At 70.0% G+C, this 24,102-nt stretch carries 26 protein-coding genes; 18 read left to right on the top strand and 8 right to left on the bottom strand.

Going from position 1 to position 24,102, the window contains the following annotated elements; all coding sequences use genetic code 11:
* Window positions 1–23: 23 nt before the first annotated feature.
* On the bottom strand, window positions 24–212 hold the full coding sequence (locus tag AB0N07_RS08475; RefSeq protein ID WP_030941504.1) for a hypothetical protein: 189 nt from the start codon (window positions 210–212) through the stop codon (window positions 24–26).
* Window positions 213–396: 184 nt separating this feature from the next.
* On the opposite strand from AB0N07_RS08475, the gene AB0N07_RS08470 reads away from it, so the two are divergent.
* Window positions 397–1,278 carry a winged helix-turn-helix domain-containing protein gene (locus AB0N07_RS08470; RefSeq protein ID WP_365833439.1) on the top strand — a complete coding sequence of 294 codons (882 nt, stop codon included), beginning with the start codon at window positions 397–399 and terminating at the stop codon, window positions 1,276–1,278.
* The gene (locus AB0N07_RS08465) at window positions 1,278–2,015 is read left to right on the top strand and encodes an HAD family hydrolase (protein WP_365833437.1); all 738 of its coding nucleotides are present in this window, start codon (window positions 1,278–1,280) and stop codon (window positions 2,013–2,015) included. Before AB0N07_RS08470 ends, AB0N07_RS08465 begins: the two co-directional genes overlap by 1 nt.
* Here AB0N07_RS08465 and AB0N07_RS08460 read toward each other — a convergent pair.
* Complete coding sequence (locus AB0N07_RS08460) at window positions 2,006–2,239, bottom strand: hypothetical protein (protein WP_365833435.1); 234 nt, start codon at window positions 2,237–2,239, stop codon at window positions 2,006–2,008. The two genes, AB0N07_RS08465 and AB0N07_RS08460, sit on opposite strands and share 10 nt — an antisense overlap.
* Before the next feature lie 110 nt (window positions 2,240–2,349).
* Here AB0N07_RS08460 and AB0N07_RS08455 point away from each other — a divergent pair, with 110 nt between their 5' ends.
* From AB0N07_RS08455 to AB0N07_RS08435, 5 genes are all read left to right on the top strand, one after another.
* Window positions 2,350–3,321, top strand: a complete 972-nt coding sequence (locus AB0N07_RS08455; protein WP_365833433.1) for a GntR family transcriptional regulator — start codon at window positions 2,350–2,352, stop codon at window positions 3,319–3,321.
* A 287-nt stretch (window positions 3,322–3,608) separates the two neighbouring features.
* The gene (locus AB0N07_RS08450) at window positions 3,609–5,732 is read left to right on the top strand and encodes an aminoglycoside phosphotransferase family protein (protein ID WP_365833525.1); all 2,124 of its coding nucleotides are present in this window, start codon (window positions 3,609–3,611) and stop codon (window positions 5,730–5,732) included.
* A 200-nt stretch (window positions 5,733–5,932) separates the two neighbouring features.
* The gene (locus AB0N07_RS08445; RefSeq protein WP_365833431.1) at window positions 5,933–6,613 is read left to right on the top strand and encodes a hypothetical protein; all 681 of its coding nucleotides are present in this window, start codon (window positions 5,933–5,935) and stop codon (window positions 6,611–6,613) included.
* A gap of 93 nt (window positions 6,614–6,706) precedes the next feature.
* Window positions 6,707–7,312, top strand: coding sequence for a TetR/AcrR family transcriptional regulator (locus tag AB0N07_RS08440; protein ID WP_365833429.1), 606 nt, complete (start codon window positions 6,707–6,709; stop codon window positions 7,310–7,312).
* A 55-nt stretch (window positions 7,313–7,367) separates the two neighbouring features.
* Entirely contained in the window at window positions 7,368–9,389 is a 2,022-nt protein-coding gene (locus AB0N07_RS08435; RefSeq protein ID WP_365833427.1) for an AAA family ATPase, read from the top strand.
* Between the two features lie 36 nt (window positions 9,390–9,425).
* On the opposite strand, the gene AB0N07_RS08430 is transcribed toward AB0N07_RS08435, so the two are convergent.
* Complete coding sequence (locus AB0N07_RS08430) at window positions 9,426–10,283, bottom strand: nitroreductase/quinone reductase family protein (protein WP_365833425.1); 858 nt, start codon at window positions 10,281–10,283, stop codon at window positions 9,426–9,428.
* Window positions 10,284–10,448: 165 nt separating this feature from the next.
* On the opposite strand from AB0N07_RS08430, the gene AB0N07_RS08425 reads away from it, so the two are divergent.
* The 5 genes from AB0N07_RS08425 to AB0N07_RS08405 all read left to right on the top strand — a co-directional run bounded on the left by AB0N07_RS08425 (window position 10,449) and on the right by AB0N07_RS08405 (window position 13,494).
* The gene (locus AB0N07_RS08425) at window positions 10,449–11,072 is read left to right on the top strand and encodes an RraA family protein (protein ID WP_365833423.1); all 624 of its coding nucleotides are present in this window, start codon (window positions 10,449–10,451) and stop codon (window positions 11,070–11,072) included.
* Complete coding sequence (locus AB0N07_RS08420; protein ID WP_365833421.1) at window positions 11,072–11,569, top strand: HAD domain-containing protein; 498 nt, start codon at window positions 11,072–11,074, stop codon at window positions 11,567–11,569. The genes AB0N07_RS08425 and AB0N07_RS08420 overlap by 1 nt, the downstream gene beginning before the upstream one ends.
* A 115-nt stretch (window positions 11,570–11,684) precedes the next feature.
* Window positions 11,685–12,311 (top strand): helix-turn-helix transcriptional regulator, encoded by a 627-nt coding sequence (locus tag AB0N07_RS08415; protein ID WP_365833419.1) that lies wholly within the window; start codon window positions 11,685–11,687, stop codon window positions 12,309–12,311.
* A 68-nt stretch (window positions 12,312–12,379) separates the two neighbouring features.
* On the top strand, window positions 12,380–13,030 hold the full coding sequence (locus AB0N07_RS08410; RefSeq protein ID WP_365833417.1) for a hypothetical protein: 651 nt from the start codon (window positions 12,380–12,382) through the stop codon (window positions 13,028–13,030).
* 131 nt (window positions 13,031–13,161) lie between these two features.
* Window positions 13,162–13,494, top strand: a complete 333-nt coding sequence (locus AB0N07_RS08405; protein WP_365833415.1) for a DUF2516 family protein — start codon at window positions 13,162–13,164, stop codon at window positions 13,492–13,494.
* A 117-nt stretch (window positions 13,495–13,611) separates the two neighbouring features.
* On the opposite strand, the gene AB0N07_RS08400 is transcribed toward AB0N07_RS08405, so the two are convergent.
* The 3 genes from AB0N07_RS08400 to AB0N07_RS08390 all read right to left on the bottom strand — a co-directional run bounded on the left by AB0N07_RS08400 (window position 13,612) and on the right by AB0N07_RS08390 (window position 17,400).
* A complete protein-coding gene (locus AB0N07_RS08400) occupies window positions 13,612–14,922 on the bottom strand; it encodes a SpoIIE family protein phosphatase (RefSeq protein WP_365833413.1) in 1,311 nt (436 codons plus the stop codon).
* A 376-nt stretch (window positions 14,923–15,298) separates the two neighbouring features.
* Window positions 15,299–16,396 carry an NlpC/P60 family protein gene (locus AB0N07_RS08395; protein WP_365833411.1) on the bottom strand — a complete coding sequence of 366 codons (1,098 nt, stop codon included), beginning with the start codon at window positions 16,394–16,396 and terminating at the stop codon, window positions 15,299–15,301.
* A 191-nt stretch (window positions 16,397–16,587) separates the two neighbouring features.
* A complete protein-coding gene (locus tag AB0N07_RS08390) occupies window positions 16,588–17,400 on the bottom strand; it encodes a class I SAM-dependent methyltransferase (RefSeq protein ID WP_365833409.1) in 813 nt (270 codons plus the stop codon).
* A 186-nt stretch (window positions 17,401–17,586) separates the two neighbouring features.
* Here AB0N07_RS08390 and mshA point away from each other — a divergent pair, with 186 nt between their 5' ends.
* The 3 genes from mshA (at window position 17,587) to AB0N07_RS08375 (ending at window position 21,192) form a co-directional block, all read left to right on the top strand.
* Window positions 17,587–18,924: a D-inositol-3-phosphate glycosyltransferase gene (mshA, locus tag AB0N07_RS08385; RefSeq protein ID WP_365833407.1), complete on the top strand. Its 1,338-nt coding sequence runs from the start codon at window positions 17,587–17,589 to the stop codon at window positions 18,922–18,924.
* Window positions 18,917–19,417, top strand: a complete 501-nt coding sequence (locus AB0N07_RS08380; protein ID WP_365833405.1) for a YbjN domain-containing protein — start codon at window positions 18,917–18,919, stop codon at window positions 19,415–19,417. Before mshA ends, AB0N07_RS08380 begins: the two co-directional genes overlap by 8 nt.
* 110 nt (window positions 19,418–19,527) lie before the next feature.
* A complete protein-coding gene (locus tag AB0N07_RS08375) occupies window positions 19,528–21,192 on the top strand; it encodes a glycosyl hydrolase family 28-related protein (RefSeq protein ID WP_365833403.1) in 1,665 nt (554 codons plus the stop codon).
* Here the strand turns inward: AB0N07_RS08375 and AB0N07_RS08370 are convergent.
* Both AB0N07_RS08370 and AB0N07_RS08365 read right to left on the bottom strand, forming a co-directional pair.
* Entirely contained in the window at window positions 21,101–21,841 is a 741-nt protein-coding gene (locus tag AB0N07_RS08370) for a class I SAM-dependent methyltransferase (RefSeq protein ID WP_365833401.1), read from the bottom strand. The genes AB0N07_RS08375 and AB0N07_RS08370 overlap by 92 nt on opposite strands.
* Before the next feature lie 42 nt (window positions 21,842–21,883).
* A complete protein-coding gene (locus tag AB0N07_RS08365; protein WP_365833399.1) occupies window positions 21,884–22,687 on the bottom strand; it encodes an AraC family transcriptional regulator in 804 nt (267 codons plus the stop codon).
* A 49-nt stretch (window positions 22,688–22,736) separates the two neighbouring features.
* Between AB0N07_RS08365 and AB0N07_RS08360 the strand changes: the two genes are divergently transcribed.
* The 3 genes from AB0N07_RS08360 to AB0N07_RS08350 all read left to right on the top strand — a co-directional run bounded on the left by AB0N07_RS08360 (window position 22,737) and on the right by AB0N07_RS08350 (window position 24,073).
* Window positions 22,737–23,162, top strand: a complete 426-nt coding sequence (locus tag AB0N07_RS08360) for a DUF2000 domain-containing protein (RefSeq protein WP_365833397.1) — start codon at window positions 22,737–22,739, stop codon at window positions 23,160–23,162.
* Window positions 23,163–23,482: 320 nt separating this feature from the next.
* Window positions 23,483–23,707 carry a hypothetical protein gene (locus AB0N07_RS08355; protein WP_365833395.1) on the top strand — a complete coding sequence of 75 codons (225 nt, stop codon included), beginning with the start codon at window positions 23,483–23,485 and terminating at the stop codon, window positions 23,705–23,707.
* A 201-nt stretch (window positions 23,708–23,908) separates the two neighbouring features.
* Window positions 23,909–24,073, top strand: a complete 165-nt coding sequence (locus tag AB0N07_RS08350; protein WP_365833393.1) for a hypothetical protein — start codon at window positions 23,909–23,911, stop codon at window positions 24,071–24,073.
* The last annotated feature ends 29 nt before the right edge of the window (window positions 24,074–24,102 follow it).

The following is a 24,102-nucleotide window of genomic DNA, read 5'->3' as shown; positions in this document are numbered from 1 at the left end:
CCGGGCCGCAGGTCGCCTTACGCTCATAGAGCGGGCCCCGCGACCAGCAGGGCGAGCACGACGGCCCCGATGGAGCTGACGGCCGGGTTCTTCGCCTTGATACCTATGGTGAGCAGCAGCAGACCGATGATGCCGGTGACGCCGTACTTCCACTGAACGGTCTGCTCGATGCCGACGACGAAGACGGCGGAGAGGAGAGCGAGGACGGGCATGGTGGTTCCCCCTTCGGGCTTCGCGGGCGGGACGGTGCGTGGGGGGCGAGACGGATCCAAGGAAGCAAAACTTCCGCCAACTGAACAAAGTTGGCAACCAACTCCAACTAAGTTATCCCCACTTGGTACCTACTCATAAACAAGTCACAAACAACTCCCGATAGATGGATCAGAGTTGTAGCGTTTGGTCGTGACCCAGGAGAACGTGGCAGTGAACGGCAGCAGAAGGCTCTCGCCCCAGGAGATCGCCGACATCCTGCGGGAACGAATCAGCAACGGTGACCTCAAGGCCGGAGACCGCCTGCCCACCCAGGCCGAGCTGGCCGACGAGTTCGGCGTGGAACGCGGCGCGGTTCGCCAGGCCCTGCGCGCCCTCCAGCAAGACGGGTTGCTCACCAACGTCAGCAAGGGAAGCCCACCACGGATCGCGGAGCCGCCGGCGCCCGGCTGGGGTGAGCCGCAGCCGACGACAGTGGGGTTGGCGCCGCGCCTGACGGAGGCGTTCTCGGTGCCACAGGTGCGCGTCGACGTCGTGTGCCACACGTCCGAGACGCTGATGCTCGCCCTCGGAGATCCGCTCCGCCGGATTCACGACGGCAGTATCCGTCCCGAATCGATAGTCTTCCGCGTCCTGCTGCCGAGCCGCGAGATCAACCTCGCGTTCCCGGTGCTGGTCGAGGGCAGTGTCGACGACAACACCGTCCATCAACGGTGGTTGCAGATGCGCGACGCACAGGCGCGGGTGCTCCAGCACAACCTCCATGCCATCCGGTCCACGCACGGCATCGACGTACAAGTCGTCTTCCGTGCGCTGCCCTTCACGCCGCCGGTGAAGCTGTACCTGCTCAATGGGGAGGAAGCGCTGCTCGGGTACTACATCCCCACCAAGCGGGAGGAGGAGTGGCAGAGCCAGACCCTGGAGATGTATGACGCGCTGGGCTCCCAGTCCCTGCTCTTCTCCTTCGAGAAGCGGGCCGGCCGCCGCGACGCCGCGTTCGTGGCGGAATCCCAGAAGTGGTTCGACGCCCTCTGGGAAACCATCACGACGGACCTGACACTCTCCTAGTGACTACTGATACGACGCAGACTGAACCGGTGACAGTAGAGACAGGGAACCTGCGAGAGCTGATCACCAACGCCCGCCTCGTGCTCTTCGACTTCGACGGACCGATTTGTCGGCTGTTCGCGGGACATTCGGCGGAGCGGGTGGCGAGCGAACTCGTCGCCTGGCTGGAGCGACAGGGACTGCGTGGCTTGCTGACCGAGGAGGAACAGGTCCACCCGGACCCGATGGTCGTGCTCTACGCCGTCAACAGAGAGCACCCGCGCAGCGACCTCGTCCTGGAACTTGAGGAACGGCTGACCCAGCAGGAGCGCAAGGCGGTCCCCACTGCCATGCCGACGGCCTACGCGGACCCGCTGATACGCACCTGGAGCGCCGTGGGCGGTCGGCTGGCGGTCACCAGCAACAACTCGCCCCGCACGGTCTTCGACTACCTCTCCAGCCGCGGCCTGGCCAGCTGTTTCGCCCCGCATGTCTATGGCCGGACCAGCGAACTCGATCTGCTGAAGCCGAACCCGCACTGCCTCAGGCAGGCGTTGAACGCCGTGGGTTCCGCCCCCTCCGCGGCCCTGATGATCGGTGACGCTCCCACGGATCTACAGGCCGCGGAGAGTGCCGGTGTGCCGTTCCTGGGCTACGCGCGTAACGAGTACAAGTACAAGCTGCTGAGGGATGCGGGAGCCCGGACCGTCGTCGGTTCGCTGCTGCCGGTGCTGCGGCTGCTGCGGGATCAGCCGTGAACGCACAACGCGAGAAGGGTGACCAGCAGGCCGAACGCCCACCACTGCGGGTGGCTGTGGATCGTGCGCCGCAGCCACACCACCACCCTTCGTATGAGCACCGGGGCAAGGGTCAGCACGAGCGCCCCTCCCAGGCCGACGAGCCCCAGCCGTGTCTGCGCCAGCCGGCTGATCCCGAACTGGAGGATCGCCCCCGTCAGTTGAAAAAAGATCACGTTGCCCACCCCGTCCACTTCAGTGAACCGACAAGTATCCGTCCAATTGGACTGGTTGCCTTGATTGGTGTGTGCCCTGCCTGCTTGATCCCTTAACGGTCCGTGTATTGCCGGACGCCTTGACCGTCAAATCGGCCACCAATATGGCTGGAAGCGGTTTGTCGGCTTCCACTGCGCGGTACGGTCGCTCTGTGAGTGAAGAGCGCAGTGACGGAGGCGGCACGGAGTTCGAGCGTGTCCTGGAAGCGCTGCGCACCCGCATAACGGACGGCACATACGCGGTCGGATCCCTGCTGCCCCCGCAGCGTGAACTCGCCGAAGAGCTCAAGGTGTCGCGCGACACCGTGCAGCGAGTCATGCGCGAACTGAAGAGCGAGGGGTGGATCGAATCCCGCCAGGGCAGCGGGTCGCGGGTGCTGAGGGCGCTGATACATTCGACGACCCGGCCGTCGGAGGCGCCGCGACTGCGGGCAACGCTGGGGCCCTTCATTGCCAGGGCCTTCGCCCAACAGTCTGTCCAATTGGACGTCTTCACCCTCACTTCCGAGAGTCTGGACGCCCACATCCGGCTGCAGGCCGAGCGGATCCGCCTCGGGGAAGTCCGCCCCGAGAGCATCGAAATGCGGCTGCTCCTGCCCGGCGAGTCGGTGCAGTCGCCGTACCCTCAGGCGAATCGGCCGGCCGAAGGCGGGAACGACAAGGCGGATCTGGATCGGCGACTCCAGGAACGGCTGCATTTGATCACCAGGCGGCACACCTCCTCGCTGCGTGCCGCTCTGCGCGACCTGCAGACAGAGGGGCTGGTGCCGTCCGTGGAGGTGCAGGTCCGGACGATATCGCTGGTCCCGCCGTTCAAGCTCTATCTCCTGCGCGACACGGAGGCGTTGCTCGGGCCGTACGAAGTGATCGAACGCTCCATCCTGCTCGACGACGACACGGAGATCGATGCCGTGGACGTCCTGGGCCTTGGCTCGACGCTGACGCGGCACGTCAACGACATGGGTGACGCCAATGCCACCGGATCCGTGTTCATCGAGAGTTGGCAGACTGCGTTCGATTCCTGGTGGAACCTGCTCGCCAGGCCGTCCTGAAGTCCCGCGGCCGCCTGCCGGAATTCGATCAGCGCGAAACCGACCTCGGATGCGACGTCGCCAAGTGCGCCACTCTTTGGAGACGTTGGCCATGGGGGCGTGTGCAGGGCACTAGAGTGTCCCCACTCTTCATCGCGAATGAAGATCGGCGGTCCCTCATAGTTATTCAGGAGTACCCCTTGGGTGGTCCAACAGTGTCCGTTGCCCGACGGACGGCGTACGACGACTTCGTCCGTTACGCCAGGGCTGTGGGGGAGTTCGGCCGAGGACATCACAACCTCAACTACATGGCGCGGCCGCTGACGGACGTGGACCGTTGGCTCGTCGCCTGTGAGGACGGGGAGCTGGTCACGGTGCGGGAGCGGATCCGCTCCGCCTTGCCCGTGGTGATCAGAACCTGGCAGAACGAGGCCGAGATCCTCCATGCCATCAGCAAGGTCCTGCCCCATGTGCCGCGCTGTCTGGTCCAGCTCCGCGACGTGAACATCCTGAGCTACGTCGAGGGCGTGCCCCTTTCCAGCATCTGTCCGAACGGAAAGCCGGTCGACTCCGGCCTGATCTCCGCCCTGGCAGGGCTGCTCGCCGACATGACCCAGGTGGGCAGAAAGGATCTTCCTCAGCTGCCTCCCTCCTGGCCCCGCTCCAGCCGGGACAGCCGGGCCTTCCTGCGGACCCTTGCCCATGGGGCGGAGGAGCAGATCCGGCAGCGCAACTGGGGAAGGTTCGGCGGGCTGTTCGCGATGCTGGGCATTCCCGAGGACGCGATGGTGCGGTTCGCCGAGAGGGTGCCGGCCATGAGCACGCGTCCCTTCAGCCTGCTCCACACGGACCTGCACCGCGACAACGTGATCGTGTCGTATCACGGCGAACCGCCGCTGATCTGCGTCGACTGGGAGCTGGCGAGTTATGGCGACCCGTTGCACGACCTCGCCACGCACCTGGTGCGCATGCAGTACCCGAGCTACCAGTGGCTGGAGGTGGAGCACGCCTGGCGCGAGAGCATGGGGAGACGGCGGAGCAAGGCGGTCGCCGGTCTCGAGCGCGATCTGAAGCACTACGTGGCCTTCGAACGTGCCCAGTCCGTCTACCCGGACGTGATGCGTGCCGCGACCTCGCTCGGTGACAACTACGACCAGCGAGACCTGGACCAGGCCACCCGCGAGGTCCATCGGGCCCTGCAGGCGGCCGAGAAGCCGCTGCAGCTCCAGAGCGTGCCGGACGAGAAGGCGATCGAACACATCCTGTATCGCTGGAACCAGTCCCACGGGAAGCGGCACAGCCGCGACCGGACAGCCTCGTCGATCGTGTGGGTGCCCGACGACAAGGTGCAGCACCCGCTCTTTCCTCCGGCGACGGTGCAGGAGGCTCTGTTCCAGGAGGGCGCGGCCTCGGCGGACCGGGTGTTCAAGGGGACGGCCCACCTGAGCACGGCGGTGCGGGTGGGGGGCTATCCGGATCTGGTCATGGTACGGCGGAAGGTGGGTACGGCCGCCCCCAGGGAGCGGCGGTATCTCTACGAGCATGCCGTCCTCGGGGCCATTGAGGCATCGGGGGTGATGGTGCGGGCACCGAAGGTGCTGGCACTGGGCAGCAGCGGGCTGGGAGACCAGTTCACCATCCACTCCTACGAGGGCCCGAAGGGAGGGGTCCGCCACCCCGAGCATCCGGCCGACGGTCTGTTGCCGCACGAGGCGGACGACCTCGTCGCCCAGCTCAACGCGTTGACGTACGTCGACTGCGAGAAGGTGGATGACGGTGGCAAAGGGACGGAGCACGTCCCGTACGTGGACGACTTCTACGGTCGTCTCTGCGACGACCTGATCCGCATGGTCTCGGACCTCCCCAAGATGACGACCGGTCTGGTGCGCGAGCTCGGCCTGCCCCCCGGCAACCGGCTCAGGGAACTCCTCGGCCGGCACATAGTGACGGCACGCCGGCCCGTCCTCCTGCACGGCGACCTCAACCCGTGGAATCTCGTGCGGCGCGAGGACGGCAGCGGGCTGACCCTCATCGACTGGGAAATGGCGATGGTGGGCGACCCGCTCTACGACCTCGTCCGGCACATGCACCTGACGCCGACCCGGCCGGAGATCCGCGAGCGTCTGTTCGCACGCTGGTCCACCCTGCTGCCGGAGGACTGCACGGAGGGCTGGAAGAGGGACTGGCGCGTGTACCGCTGGATCGAGACCGTCCGCTCGGCCTATGTGGACCTCGATCGGCTTGTGACGGGGGACAGCCTGGAAGCCCCCAACGTCCGCCGCGCGGTGGAGCGGTATGCCATGACCTTGAACGAGGCGACCGCGACCTTGGGCCTCCAGGTCAGATCCACCGCCAACCCCTATCTTGCCCGCGCCCTGCCGCACGGAGACCATGGGAATCCGTCGGCACAGGGGGACCCCGAAGTCGTCTGACGCCGTTCCGGAGGTCTCGCACGGGGGAGGGGGACGCGCATGCCCGGTGGTTGGCGCAGGCTGCCCGAGGAGACGGTGGGCGAGCGCCTGAAGCGTTTCCAGACGCGCTACGAGCCTGTCGCCACGCGCCTGCTGCTTCTCGGCATCTTCGTGACGGGACTGGTCGCACAGTTTGTGAAGCCCGTGGGTGACGCCCTTACGTGCTGTACGACACGGTGAAGGACCTGGCCGCCTCCCTCCGGACACCGACTCGCGCGCAGGTGAAGTCGCGGGATCTGGGCACCTTCGTGACGGAGGCGTTCCAGGTGCGGAACGTGGAGATCAGCTTCCTCGGCTACACGGGCGAGACGCTCTACAACGCCCTGTACCACCGCCTGGAGGGCTTTCTCGACGACCCCGGCCCGACGAGGCGGGTGTCCATCAGGTTCCTGGTCCCGGACTTCCGGCAGAGCATGAGCGTCCCGTCCCGGGTGGGTCCGGACGGGACTCCCGAGGACGACGAGGAGTTTCGCAGGCGAGTGGAGTTGAAGTGCCGGGAGTACGACCTGACGCTGTCGGCGATCGCACAGCGGTTGACCCTGGCCGGCCGGGTGACGGCTGAGTGCGAGTACCGCTTCCATCCCGGCATACCGCGGGACAAGGTCTGCATCTTCAACCGCGAACTGGTTCTGCACGGCCTCTATGACCTTGTCGCCCGAACCATGGGATACGGATCGGAACCCGAGTACTACGACCCCAAGGGGTACCGGACCGACCTCAATGTCTGGTCGCGCGAGGACAGCGACGACGCCAAGGCCGCCGTCGCGACCTGGAACAAGCACTTCGACGACCTGTGGGGCCTGGCCGACCGGCCGCCGTGGCACCGCGGTGCGGCGGCCTGAGCGCCCAGCTGTCAGCACCGCCGTGCGGCCCCCTGGTCCTTGGCGTCAACCGGACTCGGGGTCGAGCAGTGGTCGGCGCGTAGGCTCACCGCCATGACCGAGCCCGGCCTGCGTGAACGCAAAAAGCAGCGGATGTACCAAGAGATCTCCGAGACCGCCGTCCGGCTGTTCCTGGAGCGCGGCTTCGACGCCGTGTCCGTCGCCGAGATCGCCGCCGCTGCCGAGATCTCCAAGCCGACCCTCTTCCGGTACTTCCCGGCGAAGGAGGATCTCGTCCTGCACCGGATCGCGGATCACGAGGGGGAGGCGGCCCGGGTGGTGACCGGGGGGCCCACGCCGCTCGCCGCGCTGCGGCGGCATTTTCTCGACGGGCTGGAGCGGGGCGATCCGGTCACCGGGCTGAACGACCATCCGCAGGTTCTCGCCTTTCACTCCCTCCTCTACGGGACCCCCGCCCTCGTCGCCCGCGTCTACGCCTACCAGCAGCGTTCCGAGGCCGCGCTCGCCGAGGCCCTCGGTGGTGGGCTGGAGGCGCGGCTCGCCGCCGGGCAGATCATTGCCGTGCAGCGGATCCTCGCGATGGAGAACTGGCGGCGTATCTCCGAGGGGGAGCGGGTGGAGGACGTACGGGCGGATGCCGTGGCCGCGGCGGAGCGGGCGTTCGGGGTGCTGGCGGCAGGTATGCCGCATCTCGCATAGGTGGGACTGAGTAAAAAATTTAACTCGGTTACGTTAGTTGGGTAGTCTCCTCTCCATGACGTCAGCCGACCCCGCCCCGCCCACCCTCAAAGACGCCCTCCACTGCGAACGCGCCCACCACGACCGCTGCCGCAGCGCCCTCGCCGCCATGGTCGACGGCGCCCAGGAGCAGGTCGTCACCGGCGAGGACGTCTCCGCCTCCGGTGCCGACGCCGAGGTGCTCGGGTACCGGCTGCGCAGCCGGGCGAAGGAGATGCGGGAGATGCCCGAAGGGCCGTTGTTCTTCGGGCGGCTGGACAGCGCCGAGCAGTCGCTGCACATCGGGCGGCTGCGGATCAGCGAGGACGTAGCCGCCCCGCCGCTGGTGGTCGACTGGCGGGCGCCCGTCTCCCGCGCCTTCTACCAGGCGAGCGCCGGCGACCCGCAGGGCGTCGCGGTCCGCCGCCGGTTCGGCTGGGCCCCCGGCAGCCGCGGCGACTCCGCCGACCTCACCGGTCTTGAGGACGAGCACCTCGACCGGGGCGAGTCCCGGGCGAGCGACATCGTCGCCCGGGAGATCGAACGGCCCCGCGTCGGCCCCATGCGGGACATCGCGGCGACCATCCAGCCCGAGCAGGACGATCTGGTACGAGGGGAGCTGGGTGTTTCCGTGTGCGTGCAGGGCGCTCCCGGCACCGGCAAGACCGCCGTCGGGCTGCACCGGGCCGCCTACCTCCTCTACACCCATCCGCAGCGCATGAAGCGCGGCGGACTGCTCATCCTCGGACCCAACCGGACCTTCCTCTCCTACATCTCCCAGGTGCTTCCGGCCCTCGGCGAGACCGGCGTACGGCAGTCGACCCTCCAGGAGGAGATCGCCGCCCACCCGGTCAGGGGGACCGACAGCGAGCGGGCCGCCGTCGTCAAGCACGACGCCCGGATGGCACAGGTGCTGCACCGGGCGCTGTACGCGCATGTCTCCAGTGACGGGGTCGAGCCGCTTTCCGTGGACGACGGTTCGTACCGGTGGCGGGTCGGGGCCGGCGAACTCGTGCGGATCGTCGAGGGCGTACGGCGTGAGGAGCCGCCGTACGGGATCGGGCGCGAGCGGGTGCGGATGCGGGTCGTGCGGTGCATTCAGGCGCAGGCCGAGCGGCGGGCCGGGCCGCAGTCGAACGCCTGGGTGCAGAGGATCTCGCGGGCGCGGGCGGTCGGGGCGTATGTCGACGCGGTGTGGCCGCGGGTGCGGCCCGAGGAGGTCGTTGCCCGCCTGCTCGTGGACGCACGGATGCTGGCTGCCGCCGCCGACGGGCTGCTCGACGACGACGAGCAGCGGGCACTGCTGTGGGCCAAGCCTCCGCGGTCGTGGAAGTCGGCCCGCTGGTCGGCCGCCGACCTGGTGCTTCTCGACGAGGTCGCCGGGCTCGTCGCGCATCCCGAGGGGTACGGCCATGTCGTCGTCGACGAGGCGCAGGACCTCTCCCCGATGGAGTGCCGGGCCATCGCACGGCGCGCACGCTTCGGGTCGCTCACCGTGCTCGGCGATCTGGCGCAGGGGACCACGCCCTGGGCGGCGCGTTCCTGGGACACGGTTCTGCGGCACCTGGGGAAACCGGACGCGGCCGTGGTGCCGCTGACGACCGGGTTCCGGGTGCCCCGGGCCGTCGTCGCACTCGCCAACCGGCTGCTGGAACGGCTGGACGTCGACGTTCCGGCGGGGCGGTCCCTGCGCAGGGACGGAGAGTTGAGGGTGCGGGAGGCGGGGGCCGATCTGCCGGGTGCGGTCGTGGACGCCGTACGCGGTGCGCTCGGTCATGAGGGATCGGTCGGGGTCGTCGCCGCCGACGCCGATGTGGAACGGGTGACGCAGGCGCTCGGCGCGGCCGGGATCAGAGCCGCGGGACCGGACGAGCTGGGCGCCCGCGTGACCGTCGTACCGGCGGCCCTCGTCAAGGGGTTGGAGTACGACCATGTCGTCGCCGTCGAGCCCGCGGCGATCGCGGAGGCGGAGGCGCGTGGGATGCACCGGCTGTATGTCGTGCTGACGCGGGCGGTCTCGCGGCTGGAGGTGGTGCACGGGCGGCCGCTGCCGTTCTAGCCCGGAGGGCCGAGGCCGGCAGCGGCCGCCCGCAGATCAGGCGGGGGAGTCGAGGAGGGGGATCAACTCCTGCTCCTCGTACGTCAGATGGGCTTCGAGGTCGAGGGTGAGGCGCTCGACCTCGGCACGGGCCGCGGCCGGGTCCTCGTCGGCCACCGCGCGGCGCAGTTCCGCCACCAGGACGGCGATCTGCTCGTGCTCCTCGCTCAGGCGCTTGAGAACGGGGTTCGCTTCGGGGCGCCGGTCGGCGAGGAACGGGAACATCATCGTGTCCTCGCCGGTGTGGTGGTTGTGCAGCCCCTGGCAGAAGGTCAGGCAGTTGACGCGCAGTTGGGCGCCGAGGGTTCCGTTGCCCGCCGCCATCTCCTTGCGGATCAGGGCGAGTTCACGGCGGAAGGCGTCGTGCACCACCTTGATCGCCTCCCCCGGCGAGGAGGCGTTGATCTTCCCGGGGCCGCCGTCCGTGATCGCGTGCAGGGCGACCACCGGGATGATCCGGTCGGTCTTCCTCTGGTACTCCGCCCAGCCGGGGTCGGCGTCCACCGCCCGCGCCCAGGCCTGTTCCCGCTCCTCGCCGGTCAGTACGACGGCCTCGGCCTCGTACGTGAACACACCGCTCTCCACGGTGACCCGGGGGTGGGCGAGGAGGTTGTGGTACCAGTCCGGGTGCTTGGGGGAGCCGGCCGCGGAGGCGATGACCAGGACGCGTTCGCCGCCGTCGGGGAAGTAGCCGACGGGAGTGGTGTGCGGGGTGCCGGTGCGGGCGCCGGTGGTGGTCAGCAGGAGCAGCCGGCCGCCCTCGAAGGGGCCGCCGACGCGGCCGTGGTGGGCGCGGAACTCGTCGATGACCTGCTGGTTGAAGCCGATGAACTTCTTGTTGTCGTCGTTGGGCATTCTCTTCTTTCTCTGCAGCTGGTGTCTTCCGAAGGATGCGAAGGCGGCGCAGAGAAAGAGGCGGGCTTCGCGCCCGCCCTGGCCTCACTCAGAGGCCGGGCACCCAACTCGCTCACGGCACAAGGCCGACCCGGCAGTCATACACCGGACGATAACGTCCGACGTATGACTGACGCCACCGAGTTCCGGGCCATTCCCACCACCACCCTCGCCGACCTCCTGGGCCGCGGACAGGTCATGGACATCGGGATCCGTCCCCTGTGGGGGCCGCACGGGCGGGTGGCCGGACCGGCCTTCACCGTCAGCTGCCCGCCCGGCGACAACCTGATGCTGCACGCCGCCATCTACCGCGCCGAGGCCGGATCGGTGGTTGTCGTGGAGTCCGGCGACCTGGACTGGGCGCTCGCGGGCGGCAACGTCTGCGCCGTCGCCCAGCGCCGCGGCGTCGCCGCCTTCGTGCTGGACGGGCTGATCCGCGACCTCGGCGAGGTGCGTCAGGCACGGTTCCCGGTGTTCGCCCGGGGTGTCATCCCGATCCCGGGCGCCAAGTCGGCCGTACGGCCGCTGGGCGAGCCGGTGATGTGCGGTGGCGTACGCATCGAGGCCCGCGACATCGTCGTGGCCGACGAGGAAGGCGTCGTCGCCGTGCCCGCCGCGCGAGGCGACGAGGTGCTCACGGCGGCACGGGCCAAGCTCGCGAAGGAGGCCGGTGAGTCGCTCGACGCTTGGGAGGCGGCCCACCGGGCGCGCATCGGCAAGATCCTGGCGGAGCGGGGTTTCGAAGGCTGATGCTGCTCTTCCTCGACATCGACGGAACGCTGATCCCGTTCGGCTCGGCGCACCCGTACCCGTCGTACGAGCCGCGGTTTTCGTTGCCGCGGGCGGCGGTCGTCGGGCAGCCGCTGCTGAAGCGCATCGACCCCGCGCTCGGCGCGCGACTCGTCGCGCTGGGCTGCGAGCTGGTGTGGGCGACGACCTGGCTGGACGACGCGAACGTGTGCGTCGCGCCCTGGCTCGGCCTGCCCCCGCTGCCGTCGGTGGACTGGCCGGACGAGGACGAGCCGTCGACGCCGCTGCACTGGAAGACCCGGCCCCTGGTGGCCCGGGCGGACGGCCGGCCCTTCGTCTGGGTCGACGACGAGATCACCCCCGCCGACCGCGCCTGGGTCGCCGCACACCATCCGGCACCCGCCCTGCTGCACCGGGTCGATCACCGGTACGGCCTCACCGACGCGGACTTCGCCGCACTGGAGGAGTGGCTCAGGGACCGTCGCGCGGGGCGCTGACACCCGGGGCGCCTGGCGCGAGAGCGCCCGGGCCGGTGCACCCTCCCGAGTGGCGTGGCGCACTATTGCAAGCGGCTGCTTGCAATAGTTAGCGAGGATGGTGCAAGGTGGAGGCATGGCATCGCTCAACGTCGGCAATCTCGGCGAATACCTGCGCGAGCAGCGGCGCACCGCGCAGCTGTCGCTCAGGCAGCTCGCCGACGCCGCCGGGGTGTCCAATCCGTATCTGAGCCAGATCGAGCGCGGGCTGCGCAAGCCGAGCGCGGAGGTGTTGCAGCAGGTCGCCAAGGCGCTGCGGATCTCCGCCGAGACGCTGTACGTCCGCGCCGGCATCCTCGACGCCGAGCGGGAGCGGGACGAGGTGGAGACGCGTGCCGTCATCCTCGCCGATCCCACGCTGAACGAGCGGCAGAAGCAGGTGCTGCTCCAGATCTACGAGTCCTTCCGCAAGGAGAACGGATTCGGGATCGCCGGCGCGGCGGACGAGGTGACCGAGGAGCCCCCGGAGGCCGGCGCGGTGGTCCTGTCCGCCGAGCCCGGCCAGGGCGCCACGGACACCCGGGACGTTCAGGACACCGACGCTGCGATACGCCGCCCCCGCGAGGACGACGGCGAGCAGACCGGTGAGCGCCGTACCCGCAAGACCCGCACGGCCGGCGGACGCAGGTCCGCCACGCGCCGCACCCGCACGTCCGACGGCAACGATGCCGAACCGCACGACCCGCAGCGGCCCACCGGTTGAGCAGACCGGCCGCGCTGCCCGCGGGAACCAAAACCCTCAGCTGCAAGCGACCCGGGAGGACCATCACCATGGCCATCACCGACGACCTCCGCAAGACCCTCAGCGACCCGACGCCGCTCTACTTCGCCGCCGGCACCGCCGACCTGGCCCTTCAGCAGGCCAGGAAGGTGCCCGGCCTCGTGGAGCAGCTGCGCGCCGAGGCCCCGGCCCGTTTCGAGGCCGTCCGCACCACCGACCCGAAGGCCGTCCAGGAGAAGGCCCAGGCCCGCGCCAAGGAGGCCGGTGCCAAGGTCAAGGAGACCCAGGAGAACCTCCAGGCCAAGGTCACCGAGTTCCTGGCGACCCTCGACGGTGACATCAAGAAGCTCGGCTCCACCCTCGACGCCGACCTGAAGAAGCTCGGCGAGTCGGCCCAGGACATCGCGCTGCGCGGTGTCGGCGTCGCCGCCGAGTACGCCGTGAAGGCCCGCGAGACCTACGAGAAGGTCGCCGAGCACGGCGAGCAGGCCGTGAAGACCTGGCGCGGCGAGGCGGCCGAGGAGATCGAGGACCTCGCCGTCGCCGTCGAGCCGAAGGCCGAGCCGGTCGGGGTCAAGGAAGACGCCGCCAAGCCGGCCGAGGCCACGGCCGCCTCCGCTCCGGCGAAGAAGCCCGTCGCCAAGAAGGCGCCTGCCCGCAAGACCACCACCGCGAAGAAGACGACGCCGCCCGCGAAGTAACACGGACGGGTGATCGGTAACGGGTCGGGCACTCCTGGAGCGCTCGGCCCGTTGTGCGGGTAGCCGGTGTTCGGGAACGGGTACGGTGACCGCGTAGGGACAAGCCGAGTCTGGTGGTGGACGTAGTGCTGATGCAGGGATTCGCAGGGTTGATGTGGCTGCTGAGCATGGCCCTGATCCTTTTCAGCGGCTTCGCGCTGATCGACGCGGCCATCCGTCGCGAGGACGGCTACCGCGCAGTCGGCAAGCAGACCAAGCCGTTCTGGTTGATCATCCTCGCCATCGCCTTCGTGATGAACCTGATCTTCCCGATCCTGTCGTTCCTGCCTGCCATAGGCCTGGTGGCAAGCATCGTCTACATGGTCGACGTCCGCCCGGCCCTACGAGGCCTCGCAGGCGGCGGCCGAAACCGCAGGGGCTCCAGCAGCGACGGCCCCTACGGCCCGTACAACGGCGGCCGCTAGAAGCGCCCTTTCAGGGGCGCGAGGCTGTATCGGTGTGCGGCTCCGCCGCGTGGGCGCGACCAGCCACGACGGACCCGCAGTCGGCATACGGCAGAAGGCAAGACGGCGGGTTGCCGCTCAAGCCCCCCGGTCCAGCAGCAGCACTGCAACATCATCCGTGAGCTCGCCCCCATTGAGCTCGCGAACCTCGTTCACGGCAGCCCGCAGCAACGCCTCGCCCCGCAACCCCTCAGCCAACTGCCGCCGGACCATCTCCACCATCCCGTCCTGCCCCAGCCGCTCAAGGCGCCCCTCCCCGATGCGGCCTTCGATCAGCCCGTCGGTGTAGAGCATCAGACTCCACTCCCGCCCCAGCTCGACCTGCATCCGGGGCCACCGCGCTCCCGGCAGCAGCCCGAGGGCAGGCCCGTTGTTGTCGTACGGCAGCAGCTCGGCCGTCCGCCCCGGCCGCGCGATCAGCGGCGACGGATGCCCGGCCAGACACAGCCCGGCCCGCCGCCCGTCCGGCGAAATGTCCACCGTGCAGAGCGTCGCGAAGATCTCGTCGTCGGACCGCTCGTGCTCCAGCACCTGCTGCAGCGTCCCGAGCAGCTCGTCACCGCACAGCCCCGCCAGGGTGAGCGCCCGCCAGGCGATCCGCAGCTCCACGCCGAGCGCCGCCTCGTCCGGGCCGTGCCCGCAGACGTCGCCGATCATGGCGTGCACGGTGCCGTCCGGCGTCCGAACGACGTCGTAGAAGTCGCCCCCGAGCAGCGCCCGCGACCGTCCCGGCCGGTACCGCGCGGCGAACCGCAGCGACGACCCCTCCAACAACGGCGTAGGGAGCAGCCCCCGCTCCAGGCGCCGGTTCTCCTGCGCCCGCACCCGGCCCTCGGCGAGCCGCCGCTCGGCCGTGTCGGAACGTTTCCGCTCCACGGCATAGCGGATCGCCCGGCTCAGGAGCCGGCCGTCCAGTTCGTCCCGGAAGAGGTAGTCCTGGGCGCCGACCCGTACCGCCGCGGCGGCGCGCTCGGCGTCGCCGGACGCGGTGAGCGCGAGGACGGCGTGCCGGGGCGCGAGCTCCAGTACGTGCTTGAGCACGGCGAGCTCGTCGTCGTCATCGCTGCGGCCGGGGGCCGGCAGCGCGAGGTCCAGCAGGATGCAGTGGACGTCGTCGGTCAGCAGCCGCGCGGCCTCGGTGAGATTGCGGGCGGTGCGGACGCGGATCGGACGGCCGGCCGCGTCCTGCAGCTCGGGTATGACGGTGGAGCCGCCGGGATCGTCCTCGATCAGCAGCAGCGTCAGGTTTGTGGTGGTGGCGGCGTTCTTGTCGACCGTGGCTTCCTTGCGCGGGGTCTGGTCCGTGGAGGTGCCGCCTTGTTGCGCGGCCTGCGCCTGACCACTCTCCGCGGCCGGGATCGCTCTCTGCCGCGGTATGGGTACGGGCATCTTGTTGAGTTCCTTCCCTCCCCCCGAGGGCAGGTGGAGCGAGAGATCTCGATCCACCGACGGGGACCATAGCGGGTGGCCGGGCGGTAAAGGAATGGCGTGAGACACGCTGCTTGGCGAGGCGCCACTGTCATATGCCGCGATCCCTACCGCAGTTGGACAGGAGGGGCAGGGACCAGGAATGACGAACGTCACGTCCACCACGGGTTTGCCGGGGCGTTCGGCGTGCAGTGGGTCACGTGACGGGGTTCACGTACGCGCCCCGTCAGGGGCGTGGGTCTGTATCAATGTGCGGCTCCGCCGCGTGGGCGCGACAAGCCACAATGACGCGGCAGACAAAAGACGACCCATGGCCGCACAGCCCGCGGAGCGCTGCTCACGCGTCAGGCCGCACCACCCCGAGGATCGGCATCGACCCGGCCCCCGTGATCGTCACCGTCCGCCCGGGCCGCGGGGCGTGCACGATCGCGCCGTCGCCGATGTACATCCCGACGTGGCTGGCGTCGTCGAAGTAGATGATGAGGTCGCCGGGCCGCATGTCCTTGATGTCGACGTGCTGCAGCTGCTTCCACTGCTCCTGCGAGGTGCGCGGAATGCCGTGCCCCGCAGCCGCCCAGGCCTGTGAGGTCAGCCCGGAGCAGTCGTACGTCTTCGGGCCCTCGGCGCCCCATTCGTACGGCTTTCCGATCTGCGCCGTGGCGTATGCGACCGCCTTCTTGCCCAGCTCGGACGCCTTGCCGTTGATCTCGTCGAGGATCCCGGAGTCGAGCCAGGCGGTCTGCGCCTGGAGGGCGGCCTCCTGCTCCAGCTCGGCGAGGCGCTCCTTCTCCTTCTTCTCCAGCCGGCTCTCGAGCTTCTCGGCGGCCGCGATCTGCTGCTTGATCTTCTTCCGGGCGGCTTCCTTCGACTTGCGGCCCGCCTCCAGCTTGTTCCACTGGTCGGCGGCGTCCGCGGCGTACTGCTTCAAGTCCTGCTGGGTGCGGGTCATTTCCACGATCAGGTCCTTGGTGGCGCGCTCGCCCTCCAGTACCCGGCCCGCACCGTCGAGGAACTGCTGCGGGTTGTCGCTGAGCAGCAGCTGGGCCTCGTCGGGCAGTCCGCCGGTGCGGTACTGGGCGGCGGCCGCGGCGCCGGCCCGCTGCCTCAACTCGTCCAGCTTCTGCTGCCCCTTGACGATCTTCTGCGCCAGGTCGACGATCGCGGCGGACTGCTGCTTTGCCTTCTCCTCGGCCGCGTTGTACGCGTCCGTGGCGACGGCGGCGTCGTGGTAGAGATGGTCGAGCTTCTCGCGGATCGCCTCAAGGTCCTTGCTCGGCACGGGAGTCGCGGAGGCGGACGGGTCCGGGGAGGGAGACGTGCTGGGGGAGGGCGTCCGGCCGGCATTCGCGAACGCCGTCCCCGGCGCCGCCAGCACGGTGACCGCGCAGACCACGGTCACGGCCATCGCGATGAGGCCGCGCTTGCCCGTACCCATACCGCTACCCCCAAACCTGATTTACCGTCAGTAACTTACGATGCCTGGGGGATCGTGCCACGCCGACGCGCAAAGCGACAGAGCTGCACGCAAGTCGGATTTCCCCCTCCCGAGCGGCGTACGCGATCTCCCCGCTTTTGTGACGAACGACTCATGGAGATCGTTCCCCGCAGGTCAGCGGTGCCGGCCGGTCAGCCGCGGGGCGCCAACGCCTCCCAGGCCACCGTCACTTCGCCCTGCCGCCACCGCCCGGCCCCGTCCGTCACCGGCCAGTCGGCCGTCAGGTCCCGCACCGCACGCATCCAGCGCTGGCGGGCGCCGTAGGAGGCGTAGGGCGCGGCGGCGGACCAGGCGCGGTCGAAGTCGCGCAGGAAGGCGTGCACGGGTTCGCCGGGGACGTTGCGGTGGATGAGCGCCTTGGGGAGGCGTTCGGCGAGGTCCGAGGGCCGGTCCAGGGAGCCGAGCCGGGTCGCGAAGGTGACCGTCCGCGGCCCCTCGGGTCCGAGGGCGACCCACACGTGCCGGCGCCCGATCTCGTCACAGGTCCCCTCGACCAGCAGGCCGCCGCGGGAGTGCGCGGTCGACGGGGCCAGTCGGGCGCACAGCCGCTGCCACACCGCGGCGACCTCGGCCTCGTCGTACTGGCGCAGCACGTTGGCCGCGCGGACGAGATGCGGCCGCTGGGGGAGGGGGATCTCGAACCCGCCGTGCCGGAAGGCGAGCCCGTCGCGCTCGTACGGCTTCGCCGCCGTCACCCGGGCCGGTTCGATCTCGACGCCGACCACACGGGTGCGGGGCGCCGCCGTGCGGAGCCGGGTGAGGAGTTCGACGGCCGTCCAGGGGGCGGCGCCGTAGCCGAGGTCGACGGCGACGGGATCGGCGGCGCGGCGCAGCTCGGCGCCGTGCGTGGCGGCGATCCAGCGGTCCATGCGGCGCAGCCGGTTGGGGTTGGTCGTTCCGCGCGTCACGGTTCCCACAGGGCGGGAGGCGGCGCGGGAAGTCATGCCTACGAGGGTATGCGGACGGTGCGCGGCCCTACGCACCCGAGCGTCGAACGGTTGAGCGATATCCGGTAATACCTCGGTAAAATCGCCTCCGCCAGGGATGGGAACCCCACCCCGCGATGTTGCCTCCCTTGGAGGGCGCCCCACACCCTCCCCCAGGCATGCCCGGACAAGGAGGAACGCCACGTGAGCCAGTACGTCAGCAGGCTCGGGCGACGCTCCCAGGCAACGCCCCCGCGGCTCAGGCTGCACCGCCGCCCGCGCCGCGTCGCCATGCTCTCCGTGCACACCTCACCGCTCCACCAGCCCGGCACGGGCGACGCCGGCGGCATGAACGTCTACATCGTGGAGCTCGCGCAGCGCCTCGCCGCGATCAACATCGAGGTCGAGATCTTCACGCGCGCGACCACGGCCGCCCTCCCCCCGAGCGTCGAGCTGGCCCCCGGCGTCCTCGTCCGCCACGTCGACGCGGGCCCGTACGAGGGGCTGGCCAAGGAGGAGCTGCCGGCCCAGCTGTGCGCTTTCACGCACGGGGTGATGCAGGCCTGGGCGGGCCACCGCCCCGGCTACTACGACCTCGTGCACTCCCACTACTGGCTCTCCGGCCACGTCGGCTGGCTCGCCGCCCAGCGCTGGGGCGCCCCCCTGGTCCACGCCATGCACACCATGGCCAAGGTCAAGAACGCCAACCTGGCCGACGGCGACACCCCCGAGCCCGTCGCCCGCGTGATCGGCGAGACCCAGATCGTCGAGGCGGCCGACCGGCTCATCGCGAACACCGCCGAGGAAGCCGACGAGCTCGTACGGCACTACTCGGCCGACCCCGGCAAGGTCGCCGTGGTCCACCCGGGCGTCAATCTGGACCGCTTCCGGCCGGCCGACGGCCGCGCCGCCGCCCGCGCCCGCCTCGACCTCCCGCAGGACGCCCTGATCCCCCTCTTCGCGGGCCGCATCCAGCCCCTGAAGGCGCCGGACGTGCTGCTGCGCGCGGTCGCCGTCCTCCTCGACGAGCGCCCCGAGCTGCGCTCCCGCATCGTCGTCCCGATCGTCGGCGGCCCGAGCGGCAGCGGTCTCGCCAAGCCCGAGGGCCTGCAGAAACTCGCCGCCCGCCTGGGTGTCGCGGACGTGGTGCGCTTCCGCCCGCCGGTCGGCCAGGACCAGCTCGCGGACTGGTTCCGGGCCGCGTCCGTCCTGGTCATGCCGTCCTACAGCGAGTCCTTCGGCCTGGTCGCCATCGAGGCCCAGGCGGCGGGTACACCGGTGCTCGCGGCTTCGGTCGGCGGACTTCCGGTGGCCGTGAGCGACAGGGAGACCGGCTTCCTCGTACGCGGCCACAATCCGGCCGACTACGCGCGCGTGCTCTCCGATTTCGCCGACGACCCGACGCTCCCGACCCGCATGGGCGCGGCCGCCGCCGAGCACGCGCAGTCCTTCGGCTGGGACACCGCGGCCGCCACGACGGCGGACGTCTACACGGCCGCGATGCAGTCGTACCGGCGTCGCGTACGCTCCCACCATGGCTGATGCAGAGAAAGCGGCCCAGGTGATCGAGGGCGTCCTGAAGGACGCCGAGCTCGAATGGGAGAGCCCAGCCCCCGGCAACTACGTCGTACAGCTCCCCGGCACCCGGAAGCTGAAGACGACCGTCTCCCTCCTGGTCGGCCGCCACTCCCTGTCCCTCAACGCATTCGTCATCCGCCACCCCGACGAGAACGAGCCCGGCGTCCACCGCTGGCTCCTCGAACGCAACCTCAAGCTGTACGGCGTGAGTTACGCCGTCGACCAGCTGGGCGACATCTACGTCGCGGGCAAGCTCCCCCTGTCCGCCGTCACCCCGGACGAGATCGACCGACTTCTCGGCCAGGTACTGGAGGCAGCGGACGGCAGCTTCAACACCCTCCTGGAACTCGGCTTCGCCTCCGCGATCCGCAAGGAGTACGCCTGGCGGGTGGCGCGGGGCGAGTCGACGCGGAACCTGGATGCGTTCACGCACCTGACCCAGCGCTCTGCTGAATAACTCCCGCACGCCCCCTTTCCGGCCACCGACCCGTCGTGGCATGCTCGCGACCGACGCAGATCTGAACGTCGTTCACATCCATGAAAAGCTGCATGGAAAGGACGTACGGAATGAGCACGGCGCACCAGGGCATGACCAGACGGAGCCTCCTCGCCGGCGCCACCGCTGTGGCCGCCGCCGCGGCGACCGGCACACCCGCCTCCGCCGCCCCCACCGGCAGTCAGGTCCCCGCCATCTGGCGGGAGTTCACGCGCACGCCCTTCGCCCACCCGCAGATCCCGTACGTCGGCCGGGCCGGCTGCCTGCGCGGGGCGGCGCGCTTCCCCCGCCGCCCCGCCGTGGCCGACGTACGCGACTACGGCGCCGAGGCGGGCGGTTCGACCGACTGCGCCCCCGCGATCAACCGTGCCCTCGCCGCCGCCGGGAGGGCCGGCGGCGGCACGGTCGCCATCCCGCCGGGAACCTTCCGCATCGACGGCCTCATCCACATCGGACACGACAACGTCGTGCTGCGCGGTGCCGGAAGCGGCCGTACGACGCTGTACGCGACGAAAAGCCTCACCGAGCTGATCGGTGTCTACGGCTCCCGATACGGCGGCACCAAGTCGGCCTGGTCCTGGGCGGGCGGTCTGATCTGGCTGGCCCCGAAGGCCCGCTGGGAATCGCTGGTCGCCGCCATCAGGGCTCAGACCTGGCCCTTCGAGGGCTGGACCGGCAACAAGCGGGACGAGTGGGAGCCCCTGACGGCCGTGGAGCCCGCGCGGCAAGGGGACTGGACGGTGACGGTCGCCGACCCGTCACGCCTGCGCCCCGGCCGCCTGGTCCTCCTGCGTATCGCCGACGACGCCGGCCACACCCTCCTCCAGCACATGTCGGGCGGCGGCCCCGGCCCGGCGGCGTACTACTGGCAGGACAAGACCAAGCTGCTGTCGTACGTCCCCTACGAGTGGCCGGTCCGGGTGGCCCGCGTCCGCGGCCGCAGGGTCACGCTGGAGCGCCCGCTCCCGCTCGACCTGCGCCCCGAATGGAACCCCCAATTCACCACAAACGTAAGGGAGTTGACCGGAGCAGGCGTCGAAGGCCTCACCCTCGACGTCATGGAGACCCCTCAGTCGCCGCACCTTCTCGACAAGGGCTACAACGGTGTCGCGCTGCAGTGCGCGTACGACTGCTGGGTGGACGACGTGACCGTACGCAACGTCGACAACGGTTTCGGCCTGGTCGCCGCGTCCTCCTGCACCCTGCGCCGCACCAGGGTCGGTGGCCGCGGCGAGCACCACCCCTACTTCTGCCGCGAGGGCTCGCACGACAACCTGATCGAGGACTTCACGATCGAACAGCGCACGGTCCCGGTCCCGGAGGGGACGCAGTTGCACGGCATCAACGTCGAGGGCCTGTCCTCCTCCAACGTCTGGTCCCGCGGCGACCTGCAGATGGGCACCTTCGACTCGCACCGGGGCCTGCCGTTCGCGAACGTCCGCACCGACATCACCGTCGACAACAACGGCCGCCACGGTGGCGACGCGAACGCAGGCCCTCTCTACGGCGCCCGCTTCACCCACTGGAACGTCCGCGTGACGAACGGCAGGGCGGGTCTGGTGAAGATCGACGGACTCGCGCCGTACTCCGCGACCGTCGGCGTCAACGAGGTCACGGAGTTCGACCAGATCGACGTGCCGGACTTCACCGGGGACCTGCATGCGCGGCTGGAGCTTTATCCCACGACGGACGAGGTCCGGCCGTGGAACCTGTACGAGGCGCAACGGGAGCTGTGACCAAGGCGCGGCGCAGCGCGTCGTAGCCGACGAAGTCGAACATGCGCTGCCCGGGGTTCAGCGGTCGGGGTTCACCGACGAATCGGTGGGCTGCGACGCCGTAGCCGAGGCTGGGGTCGGACACCCACAGCCGCTCGAAGTCCCGCTCCTCCAGCCAGGCGCAGATCTGGGGCACCAGGTCGGGCTCGAAGTGCCGGGTGCGGGTCCAGACGACCGTGCCGCCGGGCCGGCAGAGCTGCGTGAGGTGGTCGATCGTCCGCTCGACGTCGGCGTCGACCAGGTTGCCCAGCACCCCGCAGACGAGGACCAGGTCGGCGGGCACGAGCTGGGCGTAGTGGTCGGTCAGCGAGGCGTCCCCGGCGAGGACTTCGACGCCCGGCAGCCCTGCGGCGTGCGCCGCGGCCCGTGCCACCGTGACGTTGCGTTCGTCCAGCTCGACCAGCCGGGCCCGGACGTCGGCCCGTCGGGGGTGCTCGTGGAGCACGCCGATCAGGTCGCGGCCCTGGCCGGCGCAGAGGCTCACTGCGGTGAGCGGGCCGGGCGGGGCCTCGTCGAGGGCGAGCCGGATGCGTTCCTGAACGAGGGCCAGGCGCCGGCCGAGATAGGAGTCGGGTGAGTCGTACGCATCGTGCCACTCATGCCAGTCCATGAGCCGGACGATATGGCCGCGGGCCTGGCAAGGAGGTCCTTATCACATGTTCTTCGCATAACGCCCCGGGGTCACCCCCACCAACTTCCGGAAATGCCGGGTGAGATGGGACTGGTCGAAGAACCCGGTGGCGGTCGCGACCTCCCCCGGCGACCTGCCGTCGAGCAGGAGCCGGCGCGCGCGGTCGACGCGGCGGGAGTTCAGGTACTGGTGCGGTGCGATGCCGTAGGCGGTGCTGAACGCCCGCACGAGATGCGCGGGATGGGCGTGCACGAGCCCCGCGGCCTCGCCGAGGGTGAGGCCGTCGACGACACGCTCGTCGAGGAGTTCGCGCAGGCGGCGGGCGAGGGCGGGGTCGGGCCGAGGGGTCTCGGCGCCGGCGCTCGGCCGCAGCCGGGAGCGCAGCCGCTCCCCGATGAACGTCAGCCTGCTCTCGGCCTCCAGCTCGTCCCCGGCGTGCGCGAGCGCGGTGTGCAACTGCCCGACGCGCTGCCGCAGCACGGGGTCGCGCAGATCCGGCCGGTCGACGGCGGCCCCGATCAGGTCGTCGCGCAGATGCGTGCCGTCGAGATAGAGGACACGCTTGCGGAAGCCGTGCGGGGTGGCGGGGGAGCCGTTGTGCGGCACGTGCGGCGGGAGGAGGGTGACCGTGTCGTGCGGGGTGCCGTGCTCATGCCGGTCGAGGTCGTACCGTACGGCGCCGTCGTCCACGATGAGCAGCGTCCACGCCTCGTGCACGTGCATCGGGTAGGCGTACTCGGTGAAGTGCGCGTGGAAGACCTCCACGACGCCGGGAATCCGGGGGCGCCAGGCGGAGACCTCCTGCCGGGGGCGCTGAGCGGCCATGCAAAGAACGTACAAGACGGGGTCGTACGACGGTCGGCAGTCTCGGTGCATGAGCACTGAACCGATGCGCTTCGACACCAAGATCGCCGTTCTGCTGCGGGAGGACCTGGAGCCCTGGCAGCGGCTGAACGTGACCGCGTTCCTGGTCAGCGGCCTGGGGACGGCGGTTCCCGAGGTGATCGGCGAGCCGTACGAGGACGCGGACGGCGTCCGGTACCTGCCGATGTTCCGCCAGCCGGTACTGGTCTTCGAGGGTACGAAGGAGACGCTGACGGCGGCCCACGCGCGGGCGCTGTCCCGGGCCCTGCCACGGTCGCTGTTCACGTCCGACCTGTTCGCCACGGGCAACGACCGCGACAACCGGGCGGCGGTACGAGCCGTGGGAACCGGCGATCTGGACCTGGTGGGGATGGCGGTCCACGGCCCGAAGAACGCTGTGGACAAGGTGCTGAAAGGTGCGCGGATGCATCCGTGACCGAATCTGCACAGTGAATGCGCAACCGTGCGCATACTCGACGCGAAGGAGTTCTGTTGATGTGGAGTTGTCCTGTTCGCGGCAGCCGGGGCAACGCCTGTCGGCTTCGTGTCCGGCGCTCGGTGTAGAGAAGCTGCCCCCAATTCGTGTGCATCCCCACACGCTTCGGCCGCAGGCCGTTTCAACTGCCCAGCTCCGGGGGCCTTCGCACTGGATGCCGGGCACGCTCCGTGGTTTGATCCTGCGAACCGAGCCCCGTCTTCTGTCCCCCGCGGGGCCGCTCCCCCCTCTGGCACACCCATGCGAAGGGCAGTTTCACCATGAACTCCGCTCCCCAGGTTCAGACCGCCGAGATCTCCGACGCCGACCTCGACGCCGTCTCCGGCGGTCTGGCGCCGCAGGTCTCCCTCACCGCCGGCTCCACGACGCTCAGCAGCGCCGACGCCCTGGCCGAGCTCGACTCGCTCAAGGCGACGGCCCTCGGCAGCCTCGGCGGCACCCTCGGCGCCCTCCCGCACCAGGTCGGCCTGAGCGCCAGCTTCTGACCACCGGCCGGCGACCTGACAGCGCCGGCACCGGTCGACAGCCACGGCGACAAGCCCTCCATCGGCGGACAACCGCAGGTGGGGGGCTTTGTCATGTCTTCTCGTACGCCCATGCGGGTGCCTTGTGCGCACGTGGCGCTTCCCGCACGGCGGCTGGGCGGCATACCTCCGGCAAGCACACACCTACCGAAGGAGACGCTCATGCGTGCACGTGCCCTGCTGGCCGCCATCGCGCTCGCCGGGACAGTCCTGCTCTCAGGCGCGGCCCAGGCCCTCGCCGACGGCCCCGACGACTGGTCGACCAGCGACGTGGGCCACGTCAAGGGCGACCCCGACTTCGGCAAGTTCGAGGGGACTTTCAACTAGGCTTCCGCGCCCTGAGTGCCGGGTGTTGC

Origin of the sequence: Streptomyces sp. NPDC051172 (assembly GCF_040682555.1) — a bacterium.
Taxonomy (GTDB): Bacteria; Actinomycetota; Actinomycetes; order Streptomycetales; family Streptomycetaceae; genus Streptomyces.
This window is presented reverse-complemented; position numbering and strand designations above follow the sequence as displayed.